Origin of the sequence: Lentzea tibetensis, from assembly GCF_007845675.1 — a bacterium.
GTDB lineage: Bacteria > Actinomycetota > Actinomycetes > Mycobacteriales > Pseudonocardiaceae > Lentzea > Lentzea tibetensis.
On record NZ_VOBR01000015.1, the window covers coordinates 107,000 to 127,955 of the forward strand.

Consider the following 20,956-nt stretch of genomic DNA (forward strand, 5'->3'; position numbering starts at 1 on the left):
GTGGAGACCCAACGGATGGTGCTGCGGCGGTTCACCGAGTCCGATGTGGACGACCTGGTCGAGCTCAACGCCGACCCAGAGGTCCTGCGCTACCTGTTCGGCGGCGTGCCGATGTCCCGCGAGGCCGTCGTCGCCGAGTTCCCGCGCTACCTCACGCCGGACTTCCTGGTCGCCACCGAGAAGGCCACCGGCCGGTTCCTCGGCTGGTTCGAGTTCCGCGCCCTCGCCGACGACACCGTCGAGCTCGGGTACCGGCTGCACCGGTCCGCATGGGGGCGCGGCCTCGCCACCGAGGGCTCGCTCGCGCTCATCGAGCACGGGTTCGCCAACGGCGTGCGGCGGGTCGTCGCCGAGACGATGTTCGTCAACGCCGGGTCGCGGCGCGTCATGGAGAAGTGCGGGCTGCGGCACGTCCGCACGTTCTTCCAGGACTGGCCGGAGCCGATCCCCGGCTCCGAGCACGGCGAGGTCGCCTACGAGCTCACCCGCGAGAGCTGGCTCGAGTCCCGCCGGGCCTAACGCGCCTTGAGCACTACCGGGATGTTGCCGCGCACGGCCTCGGAGTAGGGGCACGTCGCGTCGGCGGCGTGCAGCAGGTCCTGCAGCTTCTCGGCGGGCACACCGGGCACGGCGACCTCGATCCGCACGCCGAGGCCGTAGCCGCCGGGCGTGGACGTGGTGCCCAGGTCGACCTCGCAGGACACCTCGGCCTGCGAGGCGTCGACGCCGTGCTCGGCCGCGACCTCGGCCAGTGCGGAGGTGAAGCAGGCCGCGAAGCCCGCGGCGAACAGCTGCTCGGGGTTGGTGGCGCCGGGCGTCTTCTTGCGCGGCGGGGCGAGCTGGACGTCGAGCCGCCCGTCGTCGGTCACCACGGTGCCGGAACGGCCGCCGACGGCGTTCGCCTTGGCCGTGTACAGGACTTTGTTCAGCTCGGTCGTCACGGGCGGGAGTCTAGGCAGCAGCGCACGAAGTCGCCGACGACGGGGTTGGTGTCGGCGGGTGCCCACGCGACGGCGACCTGGCTGGGGCTGACGCCGGTCACCGGCCGGTAGACCACGCCCGGACGCGCGTAGAAGCGGACGTTGGACGCCGGCGCGAGCGCGACGCCGTACCCGTTGGCGATGGCGTTGAGCCAGTCGTCGGGCTGGTCGGTGACGGCGCCGATGCGGACCGGGTGGCCGTCGCGTTCGCCGGTGGCCAGCCAGTGGTCGCGCCACGCGCCCGTCTCCGGCGGTGCGGCGACGAACGGCTCGTCCCACAGCTCGTGGAACGCGATCACGTCACGCGAGGCCAGCGGGTGCGCGGACGGCAGCGCGACAAAGCGGGGTTCGGTGAGCAGCACCTCGACCCGCAGCGCGTCCTGGCCGGGGAACGGCAGCCGCACCAGTGCCACGTCCACGTCGCCGTCGGCGAGCCCGGCGGACGGGTTCGCCCACGACGCCTGCCGCATCTCGACCCGCCAGCCCGGCCTGCGGATGGTGAACGCGGCGATGATGTCCTGGGTCGCCTCGTTCGCGGCGCTGCCGATGAACCCGACCCGCAGCACCCGCGCCTCCCGGCTGGCCGCGTGCCTCGTCTCCCGCAGCACCTGGTTCCAGGTCGCCAGCAGCGACGGCACCCGCTCTGCCAGCAGCCGGCCCGGTCCGGTCAGCGCCATGCCTGTGCGCGAGCGGGTGAACAGCCGCACGCCGAGCTGCGACTCCAGCTGCTTCACCTGCTTGGTCAGCGCGGGCTGGGACACGAGCAGCCGCTCGGCGGCGCGGGTCAGGCTGCCCTCCTCCGCGACGATGGCGAAGTAGCGCAGCAGCCGCGTGTCCACGTCCATTCCGCAAGGTTATAGATGCAGGTATTGGACGCAAATCGGCGGGCGGAGCAAGGTGGGCAGGGTGATCATCACCATCCTCGCGATCGCCGCCAACGCGGGCGTCGCCGCCGCTGATTTCGCCCGCGCGAAGTTCGTGCTCGCCAACTCGTCCGCGGTCCACGTCGATCCGTCCTGGCTCCCGCTGCTCGGCGGGCTGAAGGCGGCCGGTGCGGCGGGTCTCCTGCTCGGGCTGCTGGGCGTCCCGTTCATCGGGGAGGCAGCGGCGATCGGGCTTGTGCTGTTCTTCACCGGAGCCACGGTCGTCCACGTCCGCGCACGGGCCTTCCGCACGATCGCCGGCCCGCTCGCGTTCCTCGCGCTCGCCGCACTGACCCTATTTCCGTAGCACGTACGGTATTGTTGTCCGTATGGCATACGGATATGAGGGGGACGGGTGGAACGCACTGGTGGCGGAGACCCCGCGCGCACGGTCGCGCTGCTGTGGCGCGCGGAACCGGAGGCCAAGCGCGGACGCAAGCCGAAGGTGACCGTGGACCAGATCATCACCGCGGCCGTCGCCGCCGCGGACGCCGACGGGCTCGCCGCGATGTCCATGGCCCGCGTCGCCAAGGAGCTGGGCCTCGGAACGATGTCGCTGTACACGCACGTGCCGGGCAAGGCCGAGCTGGTCGACCTGATGATCGACGCGGTGCTGCTGGAACGGGACCTGCCCGCGACCGGCGAGCCGCGTCCCGACGGCTGGCGCGCGCAGGTCGAGCTGTACGCGCAGCGGACCCGCGACGCCTACCAGCGGCACCCGTGGCTGCGCGACGTCTCGATGGTGCGGCCGCCACTCGGGCCGGGGCTGATGGCAGGCGAGGAGTTCCTGCTCGCCGCGCTGTCCGAGACCGCGCTCGCACCGCGCCAGGTCACGGCCGCGATGGGCGCGATCATCACGTTCGTCGACGGCGCGGTGGCGGCCGTCGCGGACACCGAGCAGCTCGAACGCGTCACCGGGCAGTCCAACGACGCCTGGTGGGACGCGCGGCAGGTGTTCTGGGACGAGTACTTCGACGTCGAGAAGTACCCCGCGATGACCCGGCTGTGGCATCAGGGCGCGTTCAACGACAGCACGGCCGACCAGTCCGACACCGCGTTCGCGTTCGGGCTGCAGCGGCTGCTGGACGGCATCGAGGGGAGCTTCCGGTGACGATCCTGGTGACCGGCGCGACCGGGCACGTGGGCAGGCTCGTGGTGAACGAGCTGGTCGAGGCGGGGGAGCAGGTCAGGGCGCTGACGCGCGATCCGGCGAAGGCGAACTTCCCGGCGCAGGTCGAGGTCGTGCGGGGCGACCTGACCGAGCCGGACTCGGTGCCGTTCGACGGCGTCGACCGGGTGTACCTCTTCCCCGTCGCGGAGACAGCGCACGAGGTCGTCGCGCGGGCGAAGGACGTGCGGCGGTTCGTCGTGCTGTCGTCCGGCGCGGTCACGTTCGGCATGGACACCCAGTTCCACCTGCCGGTCGAGCAGGCCGTCGAGGCGTCCGGCGCCGAGTGGACGCACGTGCGCGCCGGTGAGTTCGCGCTGAACAGGCTGTTCATGTGGGGGCCGTCGGTGCGCGCGGACGGCACGGTGTGGGAACCGAACCCGGACGCGCAGAGCTACCCGATGCACGAGGCCGACATCGCGGCGGTGGCCGTGCGGGCGCTGCTCGACGACGGCCACGCCGGGCAGGCGTACACGCTCACCGGGCCGCAGGTGCTCACGACGCGCGAGCAGGTCGCGTGCGTCGGTCAGGCGATCGGCCGTGAGCTGCGGATCAGGGACGTCACGACGGCCGAGGCGCTCGAGTTCTACCGGCGTCAGGGCGGGTTCGCGGCGCAGGTCGCGCCGTTCCTGCTCGGCGAGGAGGGCTACGAAGGCGGCGAGGCGGAGACGGTGTGGGACCTGACGCCGTCGCCCGATGTCGAGCGCGTGCTGGGGCGTCCAGGACTGTCGTTCGCGCGCTGGGCCGACGATCATCGTGATGACTGGGCGGGGCAGCGTCCGGACTGAGTGTTTCGCGCGGCGCGGCGCCCCAGCGCCGTGCCGCGCGAAATCACGAGGGAAGACAACACCCGCCGCAGGTCAGACGTTGCAGGTGAAGGCGAACTTCTCCCACGTGTCCAGCACGGTCCGGTTCGAGTCGAAGGCCCTGCTGCTGCGGCCCCCGCCGCCGACCGCGCTGAGCAGGTGGCCGTCGAAGGCGCGGAGCCCGTACTTGCCGTCACCGTCGACCGCGAAGGTGAACTTCTCCCAGTTTCGCAGGACCGTCGCGTCGGTGTGCAGGACGTCGGGGACGTTGTTGCTGCTCAGACCGCCGCTGTTGACCGCGGTCACGTAGTAGCCGAACGCGGTCCGCAGGCCGTAGTGGACGCCGTCGCCCGAGTACACGATGGTGAACCGCTCCCAGGTGGAGGGCACCGTGGCGTTGGTGTGCATGACGTCGCTCGACCGTCCACCGCCACCGACGGCCGTGACGTAGTGGCCGTCGTGGGTCCGGATGAAGCACGTGTTCGGATCGGTGGCGGCCTGTGCTGTCCCCGCGCCCACCAGGCTCGCGGCGGCGAACCCGCCTGCCGTGAGCATGCCCAGGATCTTGCTCCGAAGCTGCACGATGACTCTCCTTCCGACGCGGTCCCCCTCTGGGACGCGCATCCAGTCGGCGTTCCACGCCGTTCCAGCACGTGGCTGGAACGGCCGTGTCACGCCGTAGCGGGTGACCAAAGGGCACGCAGGCAACCGGGGTCCTGTGACCGGCGTGGTCGTTTCCGGAGACCTGCACAACCCGGCACGCCGACCGTCGCCCGCTGGAACGGGGTGGAACGCCGTACCTGGTGGAACACACCGCGACACAGGGGAGAAGGCACATGTCAGCGAAGCGCATCGTCACAGCACTGGCGGCGGTCGCGGCCAGCCTGCTGGCGGGCACCGCGGCCGCGCCAGCGGCCGACGGGCCCGCACCACCTACCACCGCCTCGGCGCCGTTCGTGCTGGCCGACTTCGGCTTCGACCAGGGCTGGCGCGTGGACCGGCACCCGCGCTTCCTGGCCGACATCACCGGCGACGGGCGCGCGGACATCGTCGGGTTCGGCAACGCGGGCGTCTTCACCGCCGTGGCACGCGGCGACGGCGGGTTCGGCCCGGCGCAGTTCGTGCTGGCCGACTTCGGCTTCGACCAGGGTTGGCGAATCCCGCAGCACCCCCGTTTCGTCACCGACGTCAACGGTGACGGGCGCGCGGACATCGTCGGCATCGGCAACGCCGGTGTCTTCACGGCGATGTCGCTGGGCAACGGCGGCTTCGCCCCGCCCCAGTTCGTGCTCGCGGCGTTCGGCACGGGACGTCCGTTCAGCAGGTTCTTCGTCGCGGACGTCAACGCGGACGGCCGCAACGACCTGTACAGCTCGAGCCCCCGCGGGATCGACATCGCGATCGCACAGGCGGACGGCCGGTACACCGGCCCGGTCTTCGCGACCTCGGAGTTCAGCACGACGTTCAACGGCTTCCCGTTCGACGCGATCCGGGTCGCCGACGTGACCGGCGACCGACGCGCGGAGTTGCTGGCGTTCAGGACGAACGGGCCGATCCGCATCGTGACCGCCACGCCCCGGCGCGACGGCAGCGGCACGTACCCCGCGTCGATCCCGGCGCAGTCGAACACGACGTCGTCGCCCCAACTCATGGACGCGATCGCGGACATCACCGGCGACAGCCAGGCGGACCTCGTGGCGTTCGGCCAGGTCGAACCCGGTTCGCACTCCGCGGTGTCGCGCTTCGCGGGCACGTTCGCCGATTTCGCGCCCGCGTCCGAGACGTTCGGAGCGGGCTCGGGATGGCGCGCGGACCGGCCGAGGACGGTCGTCGACATCACCGGTGACAAGCGCGCGGACATCGTCGGGTTCGGCGACGCCGGCGTCTTCACCGCCGTGGCACGCGGCGACGGCGGGTTCGCTCCGGCGGGCTTCGTGCTCGCCGACTTCGGGTTCAACTCGGGCTGGCGGGACGCTCTGCACGTGCGGCTCGCGACCGACATCACCGGTGACGGGCGCGCGGACATCGTCGGGTTCGGCAACGCGGGCGTCTTCACCGCCGTGGCACGCGGCGACGGCGGGTTCTGACCCGCACTCGTCCGTTCCTGCAACTGAGGTCACCAACCCTCGGGCGGCCGAACCCCCTGGACCGACGCCAGCGGGTTCGGCACCTCGTTCGCGCGCTGGGCCGCAGACCGCGGAAGCCACTGGATGTGACGCCGGTCACATTCAAGGCGAAATGTCGAAACCGGGTCGCGGCCGCTCGACGCCTGAGTAGAACAACCGGAGACAACGACTCAGGGAGATCCAGATGCGCTTCATGGTGATCGTCAAGGCCAACGCCGACACCGAGGCCGGCGTCATGCCCAGCACCGAGCTGCTGACCGCGATGGGCAACTTCAACGAGGAGCTCGTGAAGGCGGGCATCATGCTCGACGGCGCTGGCCTGCACCCCAGCTCCCGTGGCGCGCGGGTCAAGTTCAACGGTGACAAGCGCACCGTCGTGGACGGCCCGTTCGCCGAGACCAAGGAGCTCATCGCGGGTTTCTGGGTGCTCGACGTGAAGTCGCTCGAGGAGTGCGTCGAGTGGGTCAAGAAGGTGCCGAGCGACCCGGAGGGCACCGAGTCCGAGATCGAGATCCGGCAGATCTTCGAGGCCGAGGACTTCGGCGACGAGTACACCCCCGAGCTGCGCGCCCAGGAGGACTCGCAGCGCGAGCGCATCGAGTCGCAGCAGCAGAAGTGACACCTGCGGTGCACTGAGGTAGACAGTGGCCCGTGGGGGCGACTACAACCTCGGTGCACCGCACCATCGACGCGGTCTGGCGAATGGAGTCGGCGAAGGTCATCGCCGCACTCGCGCGATACGTGCGCGACGTCGGACTCGCGGAAGAGCTCGCGCAGGACGCACTCGTGGCCGCGCTGGAGCAGTGGCCGAACGACGGCGTGCCGAACAATCCGGGTGCGTGGCTCATGACCACCGCCAAGCGCCGCGCGATCGACACGATCCGGCGCAAGGAGAACTTCAACCGCAAGGTCGAGGAGATCGGCCGCGAGCTCACCGAGGTCACCCCCGACGCGAGCGAGGGCATCGAGGACGAGATCGGCGACGACCTGCTGAGCCTCATGTTCACCGCCTGCCACCCGGTGCTCACCACCGAGGCGCGCGTCGCGCTGACGTTGAAGATGCTCGGCGGGCTCAAGACCGAGGAGATCGCGCGGGCGTTCCTCGTGTCCGAGTCGACCGTCGCGCAACGCATCGTGCGGGCGAAGAAGACGCTGGCCGACGCCGGCGTGCCGTTCGAGGTGCCCGAAGGTCCCGAGCTCGCCGGACGGCTCTCGTCCGTGCTCGAGGCCATCTACCTGATCTTCAACGAGGGCTACTCGGCGACCGCGGGCGACGACTGGATGCGGCCCGAGCTGTGCCAGGACGCGTTGCGGCTCGGCCGCATCCTCGCCGAGCTGGCGCCGAAGGAGCCCGAGGTGCACGGGCTGGTCGCGCTGATGGAGATCCAGGCCTCCCGGTCCCGCGCGCGCACCGGCCCGAACGGCGAACCGGTGCTGCTGCTCGAACAGGACCGCAGCCGCTGGGACCAGCTGCTGATCCGCCGCGGCCTGGCCGCGCTCGAACGCGCCGAGACGCTCGGCCAGGAACCCGGCCCGTACCTCGTGCAGGCCGCGTTGGCGGCGTGCCACGCGCGGGCCCGCACACCGGAGGACACGGACTGGCGGCGCATCGCGTTCCTCTACGCGGCGCTCGCCCAGATCACCCCGTCGCCGATCGTGGAGCTCAACCGCGCGGTCGCGATGTCGATGGCGTTCGGCCCTGAGGTGGGGCTGGAGCTGGTCGACCAGCTCCTCGGCGAGAAGGCGTTGAAGGACTACCACCTGCTGCCCAGCGTGCGCGGCGACCTGCTGCACAAGCTCGGCCGCACCGACGAGGCCCGCGCCGAGTTCGAACGGGCCGCGTCGCTCACCCGCAACGAACGCGAACGCGCCTTTCTACTCGGGCGCGCCGCCGACTGCTGACCTGGCGTACGCGCTGGGCGGCACCCCGATGGTCTGGGTGAAGTCCCGCACCAGGTGCGCCTGGTCGCTGTAGCCCAGCTCGGCGGCCAGCCGCGCCCAGTCGACGTTCGTCGCGGCCCGCTCCAGCGCCTCGTGGATGCGGTAGCGCAGGATCACCCACTTCGGGCTGACGCCGACGTGCGCGTTGAACAGCCGTTGCAGCGACCGCACCGGCAGGCCGAGGTCGGTGACCTTGCGGATCTCGCGGTCGGTGCGGATGTGCTGGACGACTTCCATCGCCTCGTCGACCTGCGGGTCCGGTTTCGGATCGCGCGCCAGCAGTGCGTCGTCGAGTGCCTGGACGCGGGCGTCCTCGTCATCCGGGCCGACGATCTGTTGCCACGGGATCTCGGTGAACGGCACCCGCAGCCCGGTCCAGCGCGACACCGGGTGCTCCGGCAGGAACGGCCGGAACCCGCCCGGCCGGAACTGCACTCCGCAGATCCGCACGTCACCGAGCATCGTGTGGCTGAACAGGTCCAGCCCGACGCCGGCCAGTTCACCGCCGCCCGGCTGGAACACCAGGTTCACCGACGGGTGCGGCACCACGTGCGTGGTGTACGGCTCGGGCAGGTGGCCGTCGATCAGCCAGTAGTGCTCGAGGTAGCGGCGCAGCGGCTCGGCGGGCAGCCGCCGCCGGAACCGCACCCGCGAGAACAACTCGGGCGCGTTGACGATGCCCCGCGTGTCACGGCGCGGTGCGGCCAAGGAACTCCACCTCCAGCTCCGCCAGGTACTCGGGATCGGCCACCAGCTCGATACCGGTGATCAAACCGTCCGCGATGGTGAACTCGAAGGCCACCTTCAGCTCGCCGCGGTGCGTCCACACCGCGCCGGGTGCGGAGTCCAGCAACGCCAGCCGCACGGCCTTCGCCTTTCCGCAGAGCGCCCCTGCCACGTCCCGCTGCCCCACGACCAGGGCCTCGGAGCCCATCGCGGCCGCCGCGGCGTCCGAGCGCAGCACGACGTCCGGGTCGAGCAGCTCGAGCAGCCTGCCCATGTCGCCGCCGCGCGCGGCGTCCATGAACGCCCTGACGATCTCCTTCTTCGCGGCCTGCTGGCCGGGCTGGGCGCCCTGCACGCGGCGGCGGGCCCGGCTCGCGAGCTGCCGCGTCGCCGCGGTCGACTTGCCGACGACCGGCGCGATCTCGTCGAACGGCAGCGCGAAGAGGTCGTGCAGCACGAACGCGAGCCGTTCGGCGGGACTCAGCGCGTCGAGCACGACCAGCAGCGCGAGCCCGACGGAGTCGGCGATGACCGCGTCCTGCTCCGGCCCCTCGACCGTCTCCGGGGTGTGCGTTTCGAGTGGCTCCTCGCGGCGCGTCTCCCGTGACCGGAGCATGTTGAGGCACACCCGCGCGACCACGGTGGTGAGCCAGCCAGCCGGGTTGTCCACGCCGCTGGTGTCGGCGGTGCTGATCCGCAGCCACGCCTCCTGGACGGCGTCCTCCGCCTCGACCCGTGAACCCAGCATGCGCTGGGCGACCGCGGTCAGGTGCGTCCGGTGCTGCTCGAAGTCGTCGGTGTTCATCAGTCACATTCCTCCGTCGCCGCGTGTCATATCACTGACAGCCCGACAACGACATGATGTGACAGGAGACGGCCATGGCGCTCAAGACGATCCTCTACCCGGTCCAGGACCTCGCGCAGGCGAAGACGCTGTTCAGCACGCTGTTCGGCGTGGAGCCGTACGTGGACCAGCCGTACTACGTCGCCTTCAGCGCCGACGGCCAGGACGTGGGCCTCGTGCCGAACGGGCAGCAGCGGGGCCTGACCGGCGCCACCCCGTACTACTTCGTCGACGACATCGCGAAGTCGCTCGAGTCACTGGCCGGGGCGGGCGCCACGGTCGTCGAGGACGCGAAGGACGTGGGCGGAGGCTTGCTCGTCGCCGCTCTCAAGGACGCCGACGGCAACATGATCGGCATCGCCCAGCAGCCCGCGTGACCGTGGACGTCAGGCCCGTCGGCCGCGTCGAGTCGCCGCTGACCGACCCCGCGTCCGCGCCGAAGCAGGGCGTCGAGGGCGCACCCGAGGCGTGGATCGCCTTCACCCCCGAAGTCGCCGACGCCCTCCGCGACATCCGGCCCGGCGCCGAGGTGTTCGTGCTGACCTGGCTGCACCTGGCCCGGCGCGACGTGCTCGCCGTCCATCCGCGTGACGACCCGCGCAACCCGGTGACCGGCGTGTTCAGCACCCGGTCCGCGGACCGGCCGAACCCGATCGGGCTGCACCGGGTGCGGGTCGTGGCGGTCGACGGGCTCCGCGTGCTGGTCACGCCGCTGGAGGCGGTCGACGGGACGCCCGTGCTCGACGTGAAGCCGGTGCTGGACACCGAGCGTGTCGCGTTTGTTCAAGAGACCGGCGGCGCGACTTCGTAGCGTGGGGGCATGAAGATCAGCTCGTTGCTCGACGGAGCCCGCAAGCAGGCCGAACCGGTGATCAGGAACATCACCGACGACCAGCTCGACGCACGCACGCCGTGTGCCGAGTACACGGTCGGGGACCTGCTCAACCACCTGCTGCACGTCGTGATCAGCTTCCAGGAGCTGGCTGCGAAACGCATGGCGGACTTCAGCACCACGCCGGACCGCCTGACCGGCGACTGGCGCGCGCTGTTCGCCACCGAGGCGGAGGAGCTGGTCGCCGCGTGGGCCGCGCCCGGTGCCGACGAGGGCACGTCCGGCCAGATGGGACTGCCCGCGACCACGGTCGGCCGGATGGCGCTGCTCGACCTGACCGTCCACGCGTGGGACCTGGCGCACGCCACCGGCCAGGACTTCACGCCCGACCCGGACGCGGTGACCGCGCTGTTCGAGCTCGTCGACCAGATGGGCCCGACCGCGCGCGAGATGAACGTGTTCGGCGCGCCCGTGGACGTGCCTGCGGACGCCGACCCGTTCCAGAAGCTCCTCGCGGCCACGGGACGCACACCCGTGTAAAGCTGGGGGTGTGCTGACCATCGGAATGCTCGGCGGGATGAGCTGGGAGAGCAGCGCGGAGTACTACCGCCTCGTGAACGAGCTCGTCCGGGAACGGCTGGGCGGCCTGCACTCCGCGCACTGCGTGCTGTACTCGGTGGACTTCGCCGAGGTCGAGGAGATGCAGGTCGCCGGCCGCTGGGACGACGCGGGCAAGCTGCTCGCGGCGGCCGCGGCGAAGGTCGAGGCCGCGGGCGCGGATCTGCTCCTGCTCTGCACCAACACCATGCACAAGGTCGCGGACGAGGTGCAGCAGGCCATCGGCATCCCGCTCGTCCACCTCGGCGACACGACCGCGGACGCCGTGAAGAAGGCCGGGCTCAGCAGGGTCGGGCTGCTCGGCACCGGCTTCACCATGGAGCAGGACTTCTACCGCGGGCGGCTGGAGAGTCACGGGCTCACCGTGCTGGTGCCGAACGCCGAGGACCGGGCCACCGTGCACCGGATCATCTACGACGAGTTGTGCCTCGGGATCGTGCGGGACAGCTCGCGCGCCGCCTACCAGGAGGTCATCGGCCGGTTCGACGGGGCGGAGGGGATCATCCTCGGCTGCACCGAGATCGAGCTGCTGATCAAGCCCGACGACTGTCCACTGCCGACGTTCCCGACGACGCGGCTGCACGTCGAGGCGGCGGTGGAGCTGGCACTGCGCGGGTGAGTGAGGAAAGCGGGACGACTGGATTCACTGGAGGAGAAGGAAGTCGCCCCATGGCCTCGTGATCACCCTAACCTAGTCCGGCACCAGCGTCCCGAAGTTGGTCAGATCCACGCGCAGCGCCGGCCCCTCACCGGTCGTGCGCACCATGTCCACCAGGTACCGCATGGTCAGGTACTCGCGCCGCACCACCGACGCGGCCAGGTCGGACGTCGTGACCGCGTTGGTCTCCACCCGGTTGAAGCCGGGGCTGCCGCCCAGGTACAGGTGCAGCCACTTCGCGGACCAGCTCCCGTCGTCATCCCGCGCGAACACCAGCGGCAGCGCCACCCGGCCACGCCCGCGCAGGTCGGACTTCGCCCGCACGGTGCGCGGCTCGAACGGCTTGCCGCCGCGCAGCAGATCGCGGTCCATGAAGCCGAAGAACGATTCCTCCACCTCGTCGAACTTCTCGCCGCAGAACACGTTGACCTGCGGGACCACGTACCGGGCCGTCACCTCGGCGAGGTTGAGGTCGATGAACTCGGACGCGCCGTCAGGCGCCTCGACGAAGTCTCCGGAGTGCGTGGCGCCGTTGCCGGACAGGTTCGTCCACGACACCTGTCCGTCGTACTGGAACGTGTCGTCGAGCAGCAGCACGGACAGGTCGTAGTCGGTCCGCTCGCCGCGCTCCTTCCAGTACGTGAAGAACCGCACCAGGTCACCGGACACGGGCACGACCGAACCGCGCGGCAGCACGCCGAACCCGCCGGACGACGTCTTGTCCGACAGCGGGACCGCGATCGACAGCACGTCCGGGTCCACCTCGAGCGACCCGACAGCCGGCATCCGCGACCGGATCTCGTCGTCCACCACGGACAGCACAGCCGAAACGGACAGCGGCGGACGCGTGTCGCGCACCACCACGCCACGCCCGTTCCGGTTCACGAACAACCGCCGCCAGCCGGGGGCGGCCCGGTTCTGCAGGTGCTCGCGCACGGACAGCAGCACCCGCCCGGACACCCGGCCCGCGACCGCGCGCACCGCGTCCACGACGTGAGCGGCCTCGTCCTCGGTCGCCGTCGACATCAGGCGGTCGAGCCCGCGCAGCAACATGCCGGGCGCGGTCGTCAGCAGCTTGGTCACGGCGACCACGTCGCCGTCGGCGTAGGCGGCCTCGACCCGTGCCGCCAGGGTCGGCACCCGCCGGTCGCCCCGCGCCACCGCGAACACCTCGGCCGCGCCGGGGTACTTCGGGTACTCGTGCGGGTGCAGCCGCTCACCGAGTCGCTTCCAGCGCTCGCCGAAGCGCGCCACGTCGGCCAGCTTGGCCGGCTGGGCGCTCACGACGTCGTGCAGGGCGCCGAGCAGCGCACGCCGGTCGCGGCGGGCGAAGGTCCCGAACTTCGTCGGCTCCTCCAACGTCACGTCACCGCCGGACACCGCGCACGCCAGCCGAAGCACGTCGGTCACCGTGTCGACGAGCAACGGCCTGCCGTGCGCGAGCCGCACCCGGTTGATCAGCGCGCGGTTCTCGCGCACCGGGATCGCGGACGGCTGCGGCGCGTCGGCGCACCACACGGCGAGCAGACCGAGCAGGTCGCGGTCGGACTCCTCCAGCGGGATCGGGCTCGCCGCGAGCGTCAGGTAGTGCGCCCGCGCCTCCTCGTCGAGCGTGCCGCCGAGCTGCAGGACCTTGATCTTGTCCTTGGTGGACGCGAGCAGCTCGCCACGTCGCGCGAGCATGTCCTCGTAGCTGTGCTGCGCCCTTCCGTAGACCTGGAGGAACACGTCACCGGCCGCGAGCCGCAGGCACTCGAGCCAGAAGTCGAACGTGTCCGGCACCCCGGCGGGGAAGTCGCGGAAGTACGGGTTGTGCTGCACGTGGTCGCCGACCAGGCCGCGCACCGCGTCGAGGATCTGCAGGCCCGCGTTGATCGCGCCGAGCGGCCGCAGTCCGGACAGGTGCCGCAACAGTTCCGGTGAGCAGGCGAAGCCCGTCGACATGAGCACGACGTCGACCTGGCGGGCCACTGTGGATCCCTCACCCTGTTCAGCGGTTGACAGCGGCACACGCAGGGTCTTCTGGATCAGCAGCGGCACGAGCACCGGAGGATTTTCACAGATTGCAACGCCGCCGCGAACTGAATTGTCTTTATCTGCGGAAAGAGAACGGAAACGCAACCGAACCGGGGGTTTGTGTGAGTAGACGTTCCTGGCTCGCGGCCGGACTGGCCACGGCGGCGGCGGTGGCCGCCGTGACGGTCCCGGCGCAGGCCGCACCCTCCGCACCGATCGGTGCCGGGGTCACCCTCCTGACCGGCGACCACGTGACGCTCGACGGCGGCCGCGCGCGCATCAGGCCCGGCGACGGCCGAGAGCACGTGGCGTTCCGGCAGTACACCGACGAGCGAGGCGACCTGCACGTCGTGCCCACCGACGTGCAGCCGCTGCTGTCGGCGAAACGGCTCGACCCGCGGCTGTTCGACGTCACGGAGCTCCTGCGCTCCGGGTACGACGACGCGTCCAGCCCGGTGACCCCGCTGATCGTCCAGGGCGGCGTCACGGCGCAGGGCGTGGCGTTGAGCAGCATCGGCGCCGTCGCGGTGAAGGCGGACAAGGGCGCGAACTTCCTCGCCGGACCGCGGGCCGCGGGAGACCAGCGGATCTGGCTGGATGGCAGGGTGACGGCGTCGCTCGACAAGAGCGTGCCGCAGATCGGCGCACCGCAGGCGTGGGACTCCGGGCACACCGGCAAGGACGCGGTGGTCGCGGTGCTCGACACCGGCATCGACGCCACGCACCCCGACCTCGCGGGTTCCGTCGTCGAGGCGAAGGACTTCAGCAACAGCCCGTCCGGAACCGACGACCGCGTATGTCGCAGGCCGTCAACCGGCTCACCGCGCAGCACGGCACGTTGTTCGTCGTCGCGGCGGGCAACTCGGGTCCGAGCGACGAGTCGATCGGCAGTCCCGCGGCCGCGGACAGCGCGCTCACCGTGGGCGCGGTGGACCGGCAGGACGGGCTCGCCGAGTTCTCCTCGCGCGGCCCGCGCTGGGTGAACGGCGCGATCAAACCGGACATCACCGCACCGGGCGTCGGCATCGTCGCGGCCCGCGCGGCGAACTCGAGCGCGGGCAAGCCGGGGGAGACGCACTTCGCGGCGTCCGGCACGTCCATGGCCACCCCGCACGTGGCAGGCGCGGCGGCGATCCTGGCCGCGCAGCACCCGGACTGGACGCCGGAACAGCTCAAGTCCGCGCTGATGGCCAGCTCCAAGCCGAACGACACGCTCACCGCGTACCAGCAGGGCGCGGGCCGGGTGGACGTCGCCCGCGCCACGACGCTGCGGGTGACGCCGTCGGCCGGGTCGCTCAGCCTCGGCACGGCGTTGTGGCCGCACCACGACGACGCGCCGATCGAGAAGACGGTGACCTACCGCAACACCGGCGCCACCCCGGTCACGTTCGCACTGACCACCGCGCTGACCGACCAGTCGGGAAAGCCCGCGGTCGCGGGCATCGCGACGGTCGAGCCCAGCACGATCACCGTGCCCGCGGGTGGTGAGGCGTCGGCGAAGCTCACCGTCAGGACCTCGGTCGAGTCACCGGACGGCCGGTACAGCGGCGCGCTCGTCGCGTCCGACGGCACCACGGCCGTGCGCACGCCGATCGGCTTCACCAAGGAGGTCGAGAGCTACGACGTGAACCTCAGCTTCCTCGACTTCGACGGCAAGCCCACCGACCAGTACTTCTACCGGTTCGTCTCGCACGCCCAGCCCAAGGCGTTCCTGCGGTACGACCCGTCGGGCACGCTCACGCAGCGCATCCCGAAGGGCGAGTACTACTACGAGGCCTACGTCCAGACGACCGGCAGGCGGGGGCTGACGCAGATCGTCGAGCCCGCGTTCGAGGTCTCCGGGAACTCGTCGTTCGTCAACGATGCGCGCGTCGGCGAGCAACCGGGCTTCACCACGGAGCAGCCGAACGCGAAGATCGGCTCGGCCGACCTCCAGTTCGGCATGAGGCTGAAGTGGGGCGACACCGGCCTCAGCATGTACCTGAGGGACTTCGAGGGCTTCCTCGTGCGGCCCGCGACCACGTCCGCGCCGGGCGCGTTCACCTACGGGCAGTCCGCGGTGCTGGCCGAGCCGGACGGCAGCGGCGGGTTCGCCGGCAGCCCGTACCTCTACCACCTGACCTTCCAGCACGACAGCACGGTGCCGAAGGGCCTGGTGCGCAAGGTGTCCGACCGGTCTCTGGCGGTCGTGCACTCGGAGGTCGCGTCGCACACGAAGGGCGCGACGGCCGAGCGCGACGGTGTCGCCCGCGGCGCGGTGCCGTTGAAGATCAAGGAGTTCTACACGCCCAACACCCCGTGGTACGGCTCGGTGCTGGAGCTCGACAACGGCGAGCCGTTCCCGCCGCTGACCAGCCAGCAGTCCGCGACGCCCCGGTCGTTCAAGCTCGGCAGGCCGGTCACCGAGCGGTGGAACCAGGCCGTGTTCGGGCCCGCGTTCCCGAAGTTCCCGCTCCGGCTGGACCGGTGGGCGGGGCGCGGCGGTGACCAGATCAGCATCAGCCTGCCGATGTTCGCCGACCAGAGCGCCACGCACTTCGGCACGTCGAAGATCAGCCGTGCGCGCACGGTGCTGTACCGGGGCGACACCGTGGTGTCCGAATCCCCTTACCAGGGCTACATCTACACCCCGGTGCCCGCGGAGCGGACCGCGTACCGCCTGCACGCCGAGGCGGCCCGCGACGGCATCTCGGAGCTGTCCACGAAGATCACCGCGGACTGGGGCTTCACGTCCGGTCACGCGGCGGGGGACCAGCGCGCGGTGCTGCCGCTGCTGGCCGTGCGGTTCGCGCCGACGCTCGACATCGAGAACCGCGCGCGGGCCGGCAACGCGTTCACGTTCCCGATGTACGTGCAGCGCAACGGTTCCGACCAGGTCACCGACGTCAAGGCACCGGTCGTGCAGGTGTCCTACGACGACGGCGCGAAGTGGCAGCCCGCGCATCTCGTGCGGATCGGCGACCGCTGGCTCGTCACCGTGAAGCATCCGAAGGACGCGAAGTTCGTGTCGCTGAAGGCGCAGGCGCGTGACGCGTCGGGCAACACCGTCGACCAGACGATCATCCGAGCCTACGGGCTGAAGTAGAGCCGTGGGGGCCACCGTCGAGGTGGCCCCCACGAGCCTCATTTCTGGTACGGCGCCAGGGTTTCCGGGTCCACGTCCGGCGCGCCCATGATCGGGTGCACCTCGACCGGCTGGTTGAGGATCCGCCCGCCGGGACCGGGTGTCGCCGAGCACTTGCGCGCGATCTCCAGCAGCCGCGCCTCGCTCTCCACGTCGACCACCCAGTAGCCGGCGATGACCTCCTTGGACTCGGCGTACGGCCCGTCCTTGACGATCGGCTGGTCGCCGTCGGCCGTCACGACGAACGCCCGCGCGGGACCGCTGAGCCCCTCGCTCTGCAGCAGCTCACCGGAGGCGGCCAGCTCGTCGTTCAGGTCGCGCATGTACTTGATCATGCGCAGCATGTCCTCGTCGGTCCAGGCGGCCAGACCTTCCCAGTCCTCCTGGTTGCCGCCGTACGTGATCAGCATGTACTTCACTGCTTCCACTCCCCACCGGTCGCACGGGCACGGATCTCCTGCACAGCCCAGCTGTTGCCGTCCGGGTCGTCGAAGTAGACGAACCGGCCACCGTCCATGTCGTTGAACACCTGGATCTCGCTGACCTCGACGCCGCGTTCCAGCAGCTGTGCGCGAGCCTTGTCCAGATCGGACACCACGAGCTGGACGCCCTTCAGCGAGCCGGGCGTGTTCTTGATGATCCCGGTGCCGATGACGATCGAGCAGCCGGAGCCGGGCGGCGTCAGCTGCACCACGCGCATCTCGTCGCTGATGGTGGTGTCGTGGTCGAGGGTGAACCCGAGCTGGTCGGCGTAGAAGTGCTTCGCGCGGTCCAGATCGGACACCGGTACCACCATGACCTCGAGTGTCCAGTCCATCGCATCGTCCTTTCGCAGTCAGGTGCTCACCAACGCGTCGAACGGCCGGGCCGCGATTCGACAGGACTCTATAAACAATTTGTAACGGCCACCGGGTGTTGCCATCCTGCGGTGCATGACCTCAGCCTCCGTCGTCCGGCTGCTCGCCGAACCCGCCCGCCTCCGCGTGTTCGCCGCCGTCGCACTGGGCGCACGCACACCCGCGGACGTGGCCGCCGCGACCGGGCTCTCGGCACGCGAGGTCGCCACGGCGCTGCAGAAGCTCATGGCCGGTGAGCTGATCGTCGACGGCCTGGCCGTGCGCGACTTCAAGGAGCTCATCGAGCGCGAGCCTGCTGCTCCCGCGGGCCCGCTGCACCCGTTCGTCGCCGGTGACCGGCTGGTCACCCTGCCCGTGTCGTTCGAGCGGCGCCGGGTGGTGCTGGCACACGTGGTGTCGCGGGCGTTCTCGCCGGACGTCGCGTACACCGAGCCCGAGGTCAACGAGGCGCTCCGGGCGTGGTGCGACGGCGGCGAGATCGACCACGTGACCGTCCGCCGGTACCTGGTCGACCTGCGCCTGCTGACCCGCGCGGACGGCGTGTACCGGCTAGGCCGGGTCGCGGCCGATGAGACCCAGCAGCCGGTCCTGTAGCGACGCGTCACCGGGCACCTCCACCTCGGGGCCGTAGACCTCGACACCGGGTCCGAACGCGCCCGGCGTCCGGCACTTCTCCATCAGCTCGGGCGGGATCTTCGACGTGGCCGCCCACAGCCGTTCGACGTCGACCGGGTCCATGGTGTCGTCCTGGCCGGTGGCGCGGGCGAGATCCCAGCCGTGCAGCACCATGTCGTCGCTGACGACCTGGTCGATGTGGTCGGCGACGGTCATCCGGCCGGCCGGGGTGTCGCTCTCCTCGTGCGCCAGCTCGGATCCGAGCACCGCCTCGACGTCCGCGCGCGCCGACCGGAACCTGCTCAGCGGGTCGTCCGGCGCCGGGCTGAGCGAGTGCCCGGCGGGCAGCATGTAGCCGTGCATCGCGATGATGTGGTCGACGACGTCCTTCGCCGACCACCGCGCGCACGGCGACGGGTTGTCCCACTGGTCCGGTTGCACGGCCGCGACCTTCCGCTCGAACGCGTCCGCGTGCCTGCGGTACCGCTCAGCGATCTCGCCCACGGCTCCTCCTGGTAGTAGTGGATCGATGACGACCATCGTCGCTTTCCACGCCCATCCCGACGACGAGGTGCTGATGACGGGCGGCACGCTCGCCCGCGCGTCCGCCGACGGTCACCGCGTGGTGATCGTGGTGGCCACCGACGGCATCATGGGCCCGAGCGAGCCGCGCCGCATGGACGAGCTCCGCGCGAGCGCGGCGATCCTCGGCGTGCACCGGGTCGTGCACCTCGGTTACGCGGACAGCGGGCACGGGCCGATCCTCTACCCCGATCCGCCCGACCGCACCCGGTTCGCCCGAGCTTCCGTCGACGAGGCCGCGTCGCGCCTGGCCGAGATCCTGCGCGAGGAACAGGCGTCCGTGCTGCTCAGCTACGACGCCAACGGCGGATACGGCCACCGCGACCACGTCCGCGTGCACGAGGTCGGCGCGCGCGCCGGCGAGCTGGCCGGTGTCCGGGTGCTGGAGGCGACGATGCCGCGCGAGCCACTGGTGCGGGTGCAGCGGCTGGTGCGGCTGCTCAGGATCCCGGTGCGCTACGACCCGGACGTCGTCGTCTACAGCCCGCGCTCGGCGATCACCCACCGGTTCGACGTGCGGCGGTTCGCCCGGCAGAAGCAGGCGGCGCTGGCTGTGCACCACTCGCAGGTGTCCGGCAACGGCCGTCCGGCGACGATCATGCGGGTGCTGGTGAAGCTGCCGGTGCCGCTGTTCGGAATCTTGCTGGGCCGCGAGTGGTTCGTGCTGAGAGGCTGACGGGGTGCTGAACCACACGGTCCGCGGCGAGGGTGATCCGGTTGTGCTGCTGCACGGCGGCCTGCTCAACAGCAGCATGTGGGACGCCCAGGTGGAGCTGCTCGCCCCGACCCACCAGGTGATCACGTTCGACGCGCGCGGCCACGGCCTGTCGCCGACACCCACCGAGCCGTTCTCGCACTACGAGGATCTCTTGGAGTTGCTCGACCACCTCGGCGTCGCGCGGGCCTCGCTGGTCGGCCTGTCGCAGGGCGGCCGCACGTCCATCGACTTCGCCATCGCCCACCCGCACCGGGTCGCCAAGATCGTGCTGGCCGGTACCGGGATCAGCGGCATGACGTTCCGCGACCCGTTCGTGCTGTCGTACATGAAGAAGCTGAGCGAGGCCACCGACATCGAGTCGGTCGTCGAGTGCTTCCTGCGGATGTGGGTCGACGGTCCTCAGCGCACGCCGGACGAGGTCGACCCCGCCGTGCGGGAGCCGTGCCACGCGGCCATGAGCGACACGATCACCCGGCACGGTGCCCGGTGGCTGGGGCTGCTCAGGGAGCTCGGCGCGATCGACCGGGTCGCCGAGCTGACCGCCCGCACCCTGGTGCTCGTGGGAGACCTCGACTCGTCCGACATCCACACCGTGGCGGACCTGGTCGCGGGAGCGGCGCCGAACGCGCACAAGAAGGTGGTCACCGGCGCGGGGCACATGATCAACCTGGATCAGCCGGAGGAGTTCAACCGCGTGCTGCGGCGGTTCTTGGCGCACTGACCTGGCCTCATGGTTCGGCGTGTCAAGAATCTTTGACACGATGTCAGCGCTCCTTTACATTCAACCGATGGCGTTCGAACAGAAGCGCACGTGGATCGCGACCGTGCTCGCGGTCCTCACGTACGCCGTGTACCTCATGGTCATCCTCGGCAGAGCGCAGAACACCGCGCTCGCATCGGTGTCCTACGTGGCGCCGATGCTGTGGACGCTCGGCGCGGGAATCCTCGTGACGATCGTCCTGAGCATCGCGCTGGCGATCTTCTTCAAGGACGAGAAGGACCAGCGCGACCGCGAGATCTACCGGTTCGGCGAGTACGTCGGCCACGCGTTCGTCGTCATCGGCGCGGTGGCCGCACTCGGCATGGCCATGGCCGAGTTCGACCACTTCTGGATCGCCAACGCCATCTACCTGGCGTTCTTCCTGTCCGCGCTGGTCGGCGGCGTGGCCAAGCTCGTCGCCTACCACCGGGGCTTCCAGTGGTGAAGCCGACGAAGGTGACGAACTCGATCCGCGCACTGCGGTTCGCGGCGGGCGAGATGACCCAGGCCGGCCTGGCCGAGCGGATCGGTGTCACCCGGCAGACCGTCATCGCCATCGAACAGGGCCGCTACTCGCCCTCGCTGGAGATGGCCTTCCAGATCGCGCACGTGTTCGGCGTCCCGCTGGACGACGTTTTCCAGTACCCGACGGAGGAATGAAG

The 20,956-nt window shown here is 70.6% G+C and carries 26 protein-coding genes; 17 read left to right on the plus strand and 9 right to left on the minus strand.

The genetic code is table 11. The features are described from left to right. The first annotated feature begins 15 nt into the window (after window positions 1-15). On the plus strand, window positions 16-519 hold the full coding sequence (locus FKR81_RS23610) for a GNAT family N-acetyltransferase (protein ID WP_146354664.1): 504 nt from the start codon (window positions 16-18) through the stop codon (window positions 517-519). Here the strand turns inward: FKR81_RS23610 and FKR81_RS23615 are convergent. Both FKR81_RS23615 and FKR81_RS23620 read right to left on the minus strand, forming a co-directional pair. Beyond that, window positions 516-941, minus strand: coding sequence for an Ohr family peroxiredoxin (locus tag FKR81_RS23615; protein WP_146354458.1), 426 nt, complete (start codon window positions 939-941; stop codon window positions 516-518). The two genes, FKR81_RS23610 and FKR81_RS23615, sit on opposite strands and share 4 nt — an antisense overlap. Continuing rightward, window positions 938-1,825: a LysR family transcriptional regulator gene (locus FKR81_RS23620; protein WP_146354460.1), complete on the minus strand. Its 888-nt coding sequence runs from the start codon at window positions 1,823-1,825 to the stop codon at window positions 938-940. Before FKR81_RS23620 ends, FKR81_RS23615 begins: the two co-directional genes overlap by 4 nt. A gap of 61 nt (window positions 1,826-1,886) precedes the next feature. Between FKR81_RS23620 and FKR81_RS23625 the strand changes: the two genes are divergently transcribed. Genes FKR81_RS23625 through FKR81_RS23635 form a run of 3 tightly spaced genes read left to right on the plus strand, consistent with a single transcriptional unit; the run spans window position 1,887 to window position 3,859 of the window. Next, a complete protein-coding gene (locus FKR81_RS23625; RefSeq protein ID WP_235921724.1) occupies window positions 1,887-2,210 on the plus strand; it encodes a DoxX family protein in 324 nt (107 codons plus the stop codon). Window positions 2,211-2,258: 48 nt separating this feature from the next. Beyond that, window positions 2,259-3,014, plus strand: coding sequence for a TetR/AcrR family transcriptional regulator (locus tag FKR81_RS23630; protein ID WP_146354464.1), 756 nt, complete (start codon window positions 2,259-2,261; stop codon window positions 3,012-3,014). Beyond that, a complete protein-coding gene (locus tag FKR81_RS23635) occupies window positions 3,011-3,859 on the plus strand; it encodes an NAD(P)H-binding protein (protein WP_146354466.1) in 849 nt (282 codons plus the stop codon). Before FKR81_RS23630 ends, FKR81_RS23635 begins: the two co-directional genes overlap by 4 nt. A 72-nt stretch (window positions 3,860-3,931) precedes the next feature. Here the strand turns inward: FKR81_RS23635 and FKR81_RS23640 are convergent, their stop codons facing one another. Beyond that, window positions 3,932-4,459 (minus strand): fascin domain-containing protein, encoded by a 528-nt coding sequence (locus FKR81_RS23640; RefSeq protein ID WP_222598378.1) that lies wholly within the window; start codon window positions 4,457-4,459, stop codon window positions 3,932-3,934. Window positions 4,460-4,713: 254 nt separating this feature from the next. Between FKR81_RS23640 and FKR81_RS23645 the strand changes: the two genes are divergently transcribed. From FKR81_RS23645 to FKR81_RS23655, 3 genes are all read left to right on the plus strand, one after another. After that, window positions 4,714-5,964 carry an FG-GAP repeat domain-containing protein gene (locus FKR81_RS23645; RefSeq protein WP_146354468.1) on the plus strand — a complete coding sequence of 417 codons (1,251 nt, stop codon included), beginning with the start codon at window positions 4,714-4,716 and terminating at the stop codon, window positions 5,962-5,964. 223 nt (window positions 5,965-6,187) lie between these two features. Beyond that, entirely contained in the window at window positions 6,188-6,622 is a 435-nt protein-coding gene (locus tag FKR81_RS23650) for a YciI family protein (protein WP_146354470.1), read from the plus strand. 83 nt (window positions 6,623-6,705) lie between these two features. Then, a complete protein-coding gene (locus FKR81_RS23655) occupies window positions 6,706-7,905 on the plus strand; it encodes an RNA polymerase sigma factor (RefSeq protein WP_146354668.1) in 1,200 nt (399 codons plus the stop codon). Here the strand turns inward: FKR81_RS23655 and FKR81_RS23660 are convergent. Next, on the minus strand, window positions 7,879-8,652 hold the full coding sequence (locus FKR81_RS23660) for a DUF6597 domain-containing transcriptional factor (protein ID WP_146354472.1): 774 nt from the start codon (window positions 8,650-8,652) through the stop codon (window positions 7,879-7,881). The genes FKR81_RS23655 and FKR81_RS23660 overlap by 27 nt on opposite strands. After that, window positions 8,633-9,475, minus strand: a complete 843-nt coding sequence (locus FKR81_RS23665) for a sigma-70 family RNA polymerase sigma factor (protein WP_146354474.1) — start codon at window positions 9,473-9,475, stop codon at window positions 8,633-8,635. The genes FKR81_RS23660 and FKR81_RS23665 overlap by 20 nt, the downstream gene beginning before the upstream one ends. Window positions 9,476-9,549: 74 nt before the next feature. On the opposite strand from FKR81_RS23665, the gene FKR81_RS23670 reads away from it, so the two are divergent. The 4 genes from FKR81_RS23670 to FKR81_RS23685 are packed head-to-tail and all read left to right on the plus strand — an operon-like array spanning window position 9,550 to window position 11,583. Beyond that, window positions 9,550-9,891: a VOC family protein gene (locus tag FKR81_RS23670; RefSeq protein ID WP_146354476.1), complete on the plus strand. Its 342-nt coding sequence runs from the start codon at window positions 9,550-9,552 to the stop codon at window positions 9,889-9,891. Beyond that, entirely contained in the window at window positions 9,888-10,325 is a 438-nt protein-coding gene (gene tsaA, locus FKR81_RS23675) for a tRNA (N6-threonylcarbamoyladenosine(37)-N6)-methyltransferase TrmO (RefSeq protein WP_146354478.1), read from the plus strand. Before FKR81_RS23670 ends, tsaA begins: the two co-directional genes overlap by 4 nt. 9 nt (window positions 10,326-10,334) lie before the next feature. Then, the gene (locus tag FKR81_RS23680; protein ID WP_146354480.1) at window positions 10,335-10,886 is read left to right on the plus strand and encodes a TIGR03086 family metal-binding protein; all 552 of its coding nucleotides are present in this window, start codon (window positions 10,335-10,337) and stop codon (window positions 10,884-10,886) included. 10 nt (window positions 10,887-10,896) lie between these two features. Continuing rightward, entirely contained in the window at window positions 10,897-11,583 is a 687-nt protein-coding gene (locus tag FKR81_RS23685; protein ID WP_146354482.1) for an aspartate/glutamate racemase family protein, read from the plus strand. A gap of 72 nt (window positions 11,584-11,655) precedes the next feature. Here FKR81_RS23685 and FKR81_RS23690 read toward each other — a convergent pair whose 3' ends face one another. Continuing rightward, entirely contained in the window at window positions 11,656-13,668 is a 2,013-nt protein-coding gene (locus FKR81_RS23690) for a TerD family protein (protein WP_186763134.1), read from the minus strand. Window positions 13,669-14,434: 766 nt separating this feature from the next. Here FKR81_RS23690 and FKR81_RS45145 point away from each other — a divergent pair. Then, window positions 14,435-16,723, plus strand: coding sequence for a S8 family serine peptidase (locus tag FKR81_RS45145; RefSeq protein WP_146354484.1), 2,289 nt, complete (start codon window positions 14,435-14,437; stop codon window positions 16,721-16,723). Between the two features lie 38 nt (window positions 16,724-16,761). On the opposite strand, the gene FKR81_RS23700 is transcribed toward FKR81_RS45145, so the two are convergent. Together FKR81_RS23700 and FKR81_RS23705 are read right to left on the minus strand one after the other, a co-directional pair. Further along, the gene (locus FKR81_RS23700; protein ID WP_235921736.1) at window positions 16,762-17,172 is read right to left on the minus strand and encodes a YciI family protein; all 411 of its coding nucleotides are present in this window, start codon (window positions 17,170-17,172) and stop codon (window positions 16,762-16,764) included. A gap of 5 nt (window positions 17,173-17,177) precedes the next feature. Continuing rightward, the gene (locus tag FKR81_RS23705; RefSeq protein WP_146354488.1) at window positions 17,178-17,579 is read right to left on the minus strand and encodes a VOC family protein; all 402 of its coding nucleotides are present in this window, start codon (window positions 17,577-17,579) and stop codon (window positions 17,178-17,180) included. A gap of 115 nt (window positions 17,580-17,694) precedes the next feature. On the opposite strand from FKR81_RS23705, the gene FKR81_RS23710 reads away from it, so the two are divergent. Then, window positions 17,695-18,213: a DUF2087 domain-containing protein gene (locus FKR81_RS23710; RefSeq protein WP_146354490.1), complete on the plus strand. Its 519-nt coding sequence runs from the start codon at window positions 17,695-17,697 to the stop codon at window positions 18,211-18,213. Here FKR81_RS23710 and FKR81_RS23715 read toward each other — a convergent pair. After that, window positions 18,169-18,738 carry a TIGR03086 family metal-binding protein gene (locus tag FKR81_RS23715; protein WP_146354492.1) on the minus strand — a complete coding sequence of 190 codons (570 nt, stop codon included), beginning with the start codon at window positions 18,736-18,738 and terminating at the stop codon, window positions 18,169-18,171. The genes FKR81_RS23710 and FKR81_RS23715 overlap by 45 nt on opposite strands. Before the next feature lie 25 nt (window positions 18,739-18,763). On the opposite strand from FKR81_RS23715, the gene FKR81_RS23720 reads away from it, so the two are divergent. From FKR81_RS23720 to FKR81_RS23735, 4 genes are all read left to right on the plus strand, one after another. Continuing rightward, a complete protein-coding gene (locus FKR81_RS23720; RefSeq protein ID WP_146354494.1) occupies window positions 18,764-19,492 on the plus strand; it encodes a PIG-L deacetylase family protein in 729 nt (242 codons plus the stop codon). 4 nt (window positions 19,493-19,496) lie between these two features. Beyond that, a complete protein-coding gene (locus FKR81_RS23725; protein WP_235921725.1) occupies window positions 19,497-20,255 on the plus strand; it encodes an alpha/beta fold hydrolase in 759 nt (252 codons plus the stop codon). A gap of 67 nt (window positions 20,256-20,322) precedes the next feature. After that, window positions 20,323-20,739 (plus strand): hypothetical protein, encoded by a 417-nt coding sequence (locus FKR81_RS23730; protein ID WP_146354496.1) that lies wholly within the window; start codon window positions 20,323-20,325, stop codon window positions 20,737-20,739. After that, window positions 20,733-20,954: a helix-turn-helix transcriptional regulator gene (locus tag FKR81_RS23735; RefSeq protein WP_146354498.1), complete on the plus strand. Its 222-nt coding sequence runs from the start codon at window positions 20,733-20,735 to the stop codon at window positions 20,952-20,954. Before FKR81_RS23730 ends, FKR81_RS23735 begins: the two co-directional genes overlap by 7 nt. Window positions 20,955-20,956 lie beyond the last annotated feature (2 nt).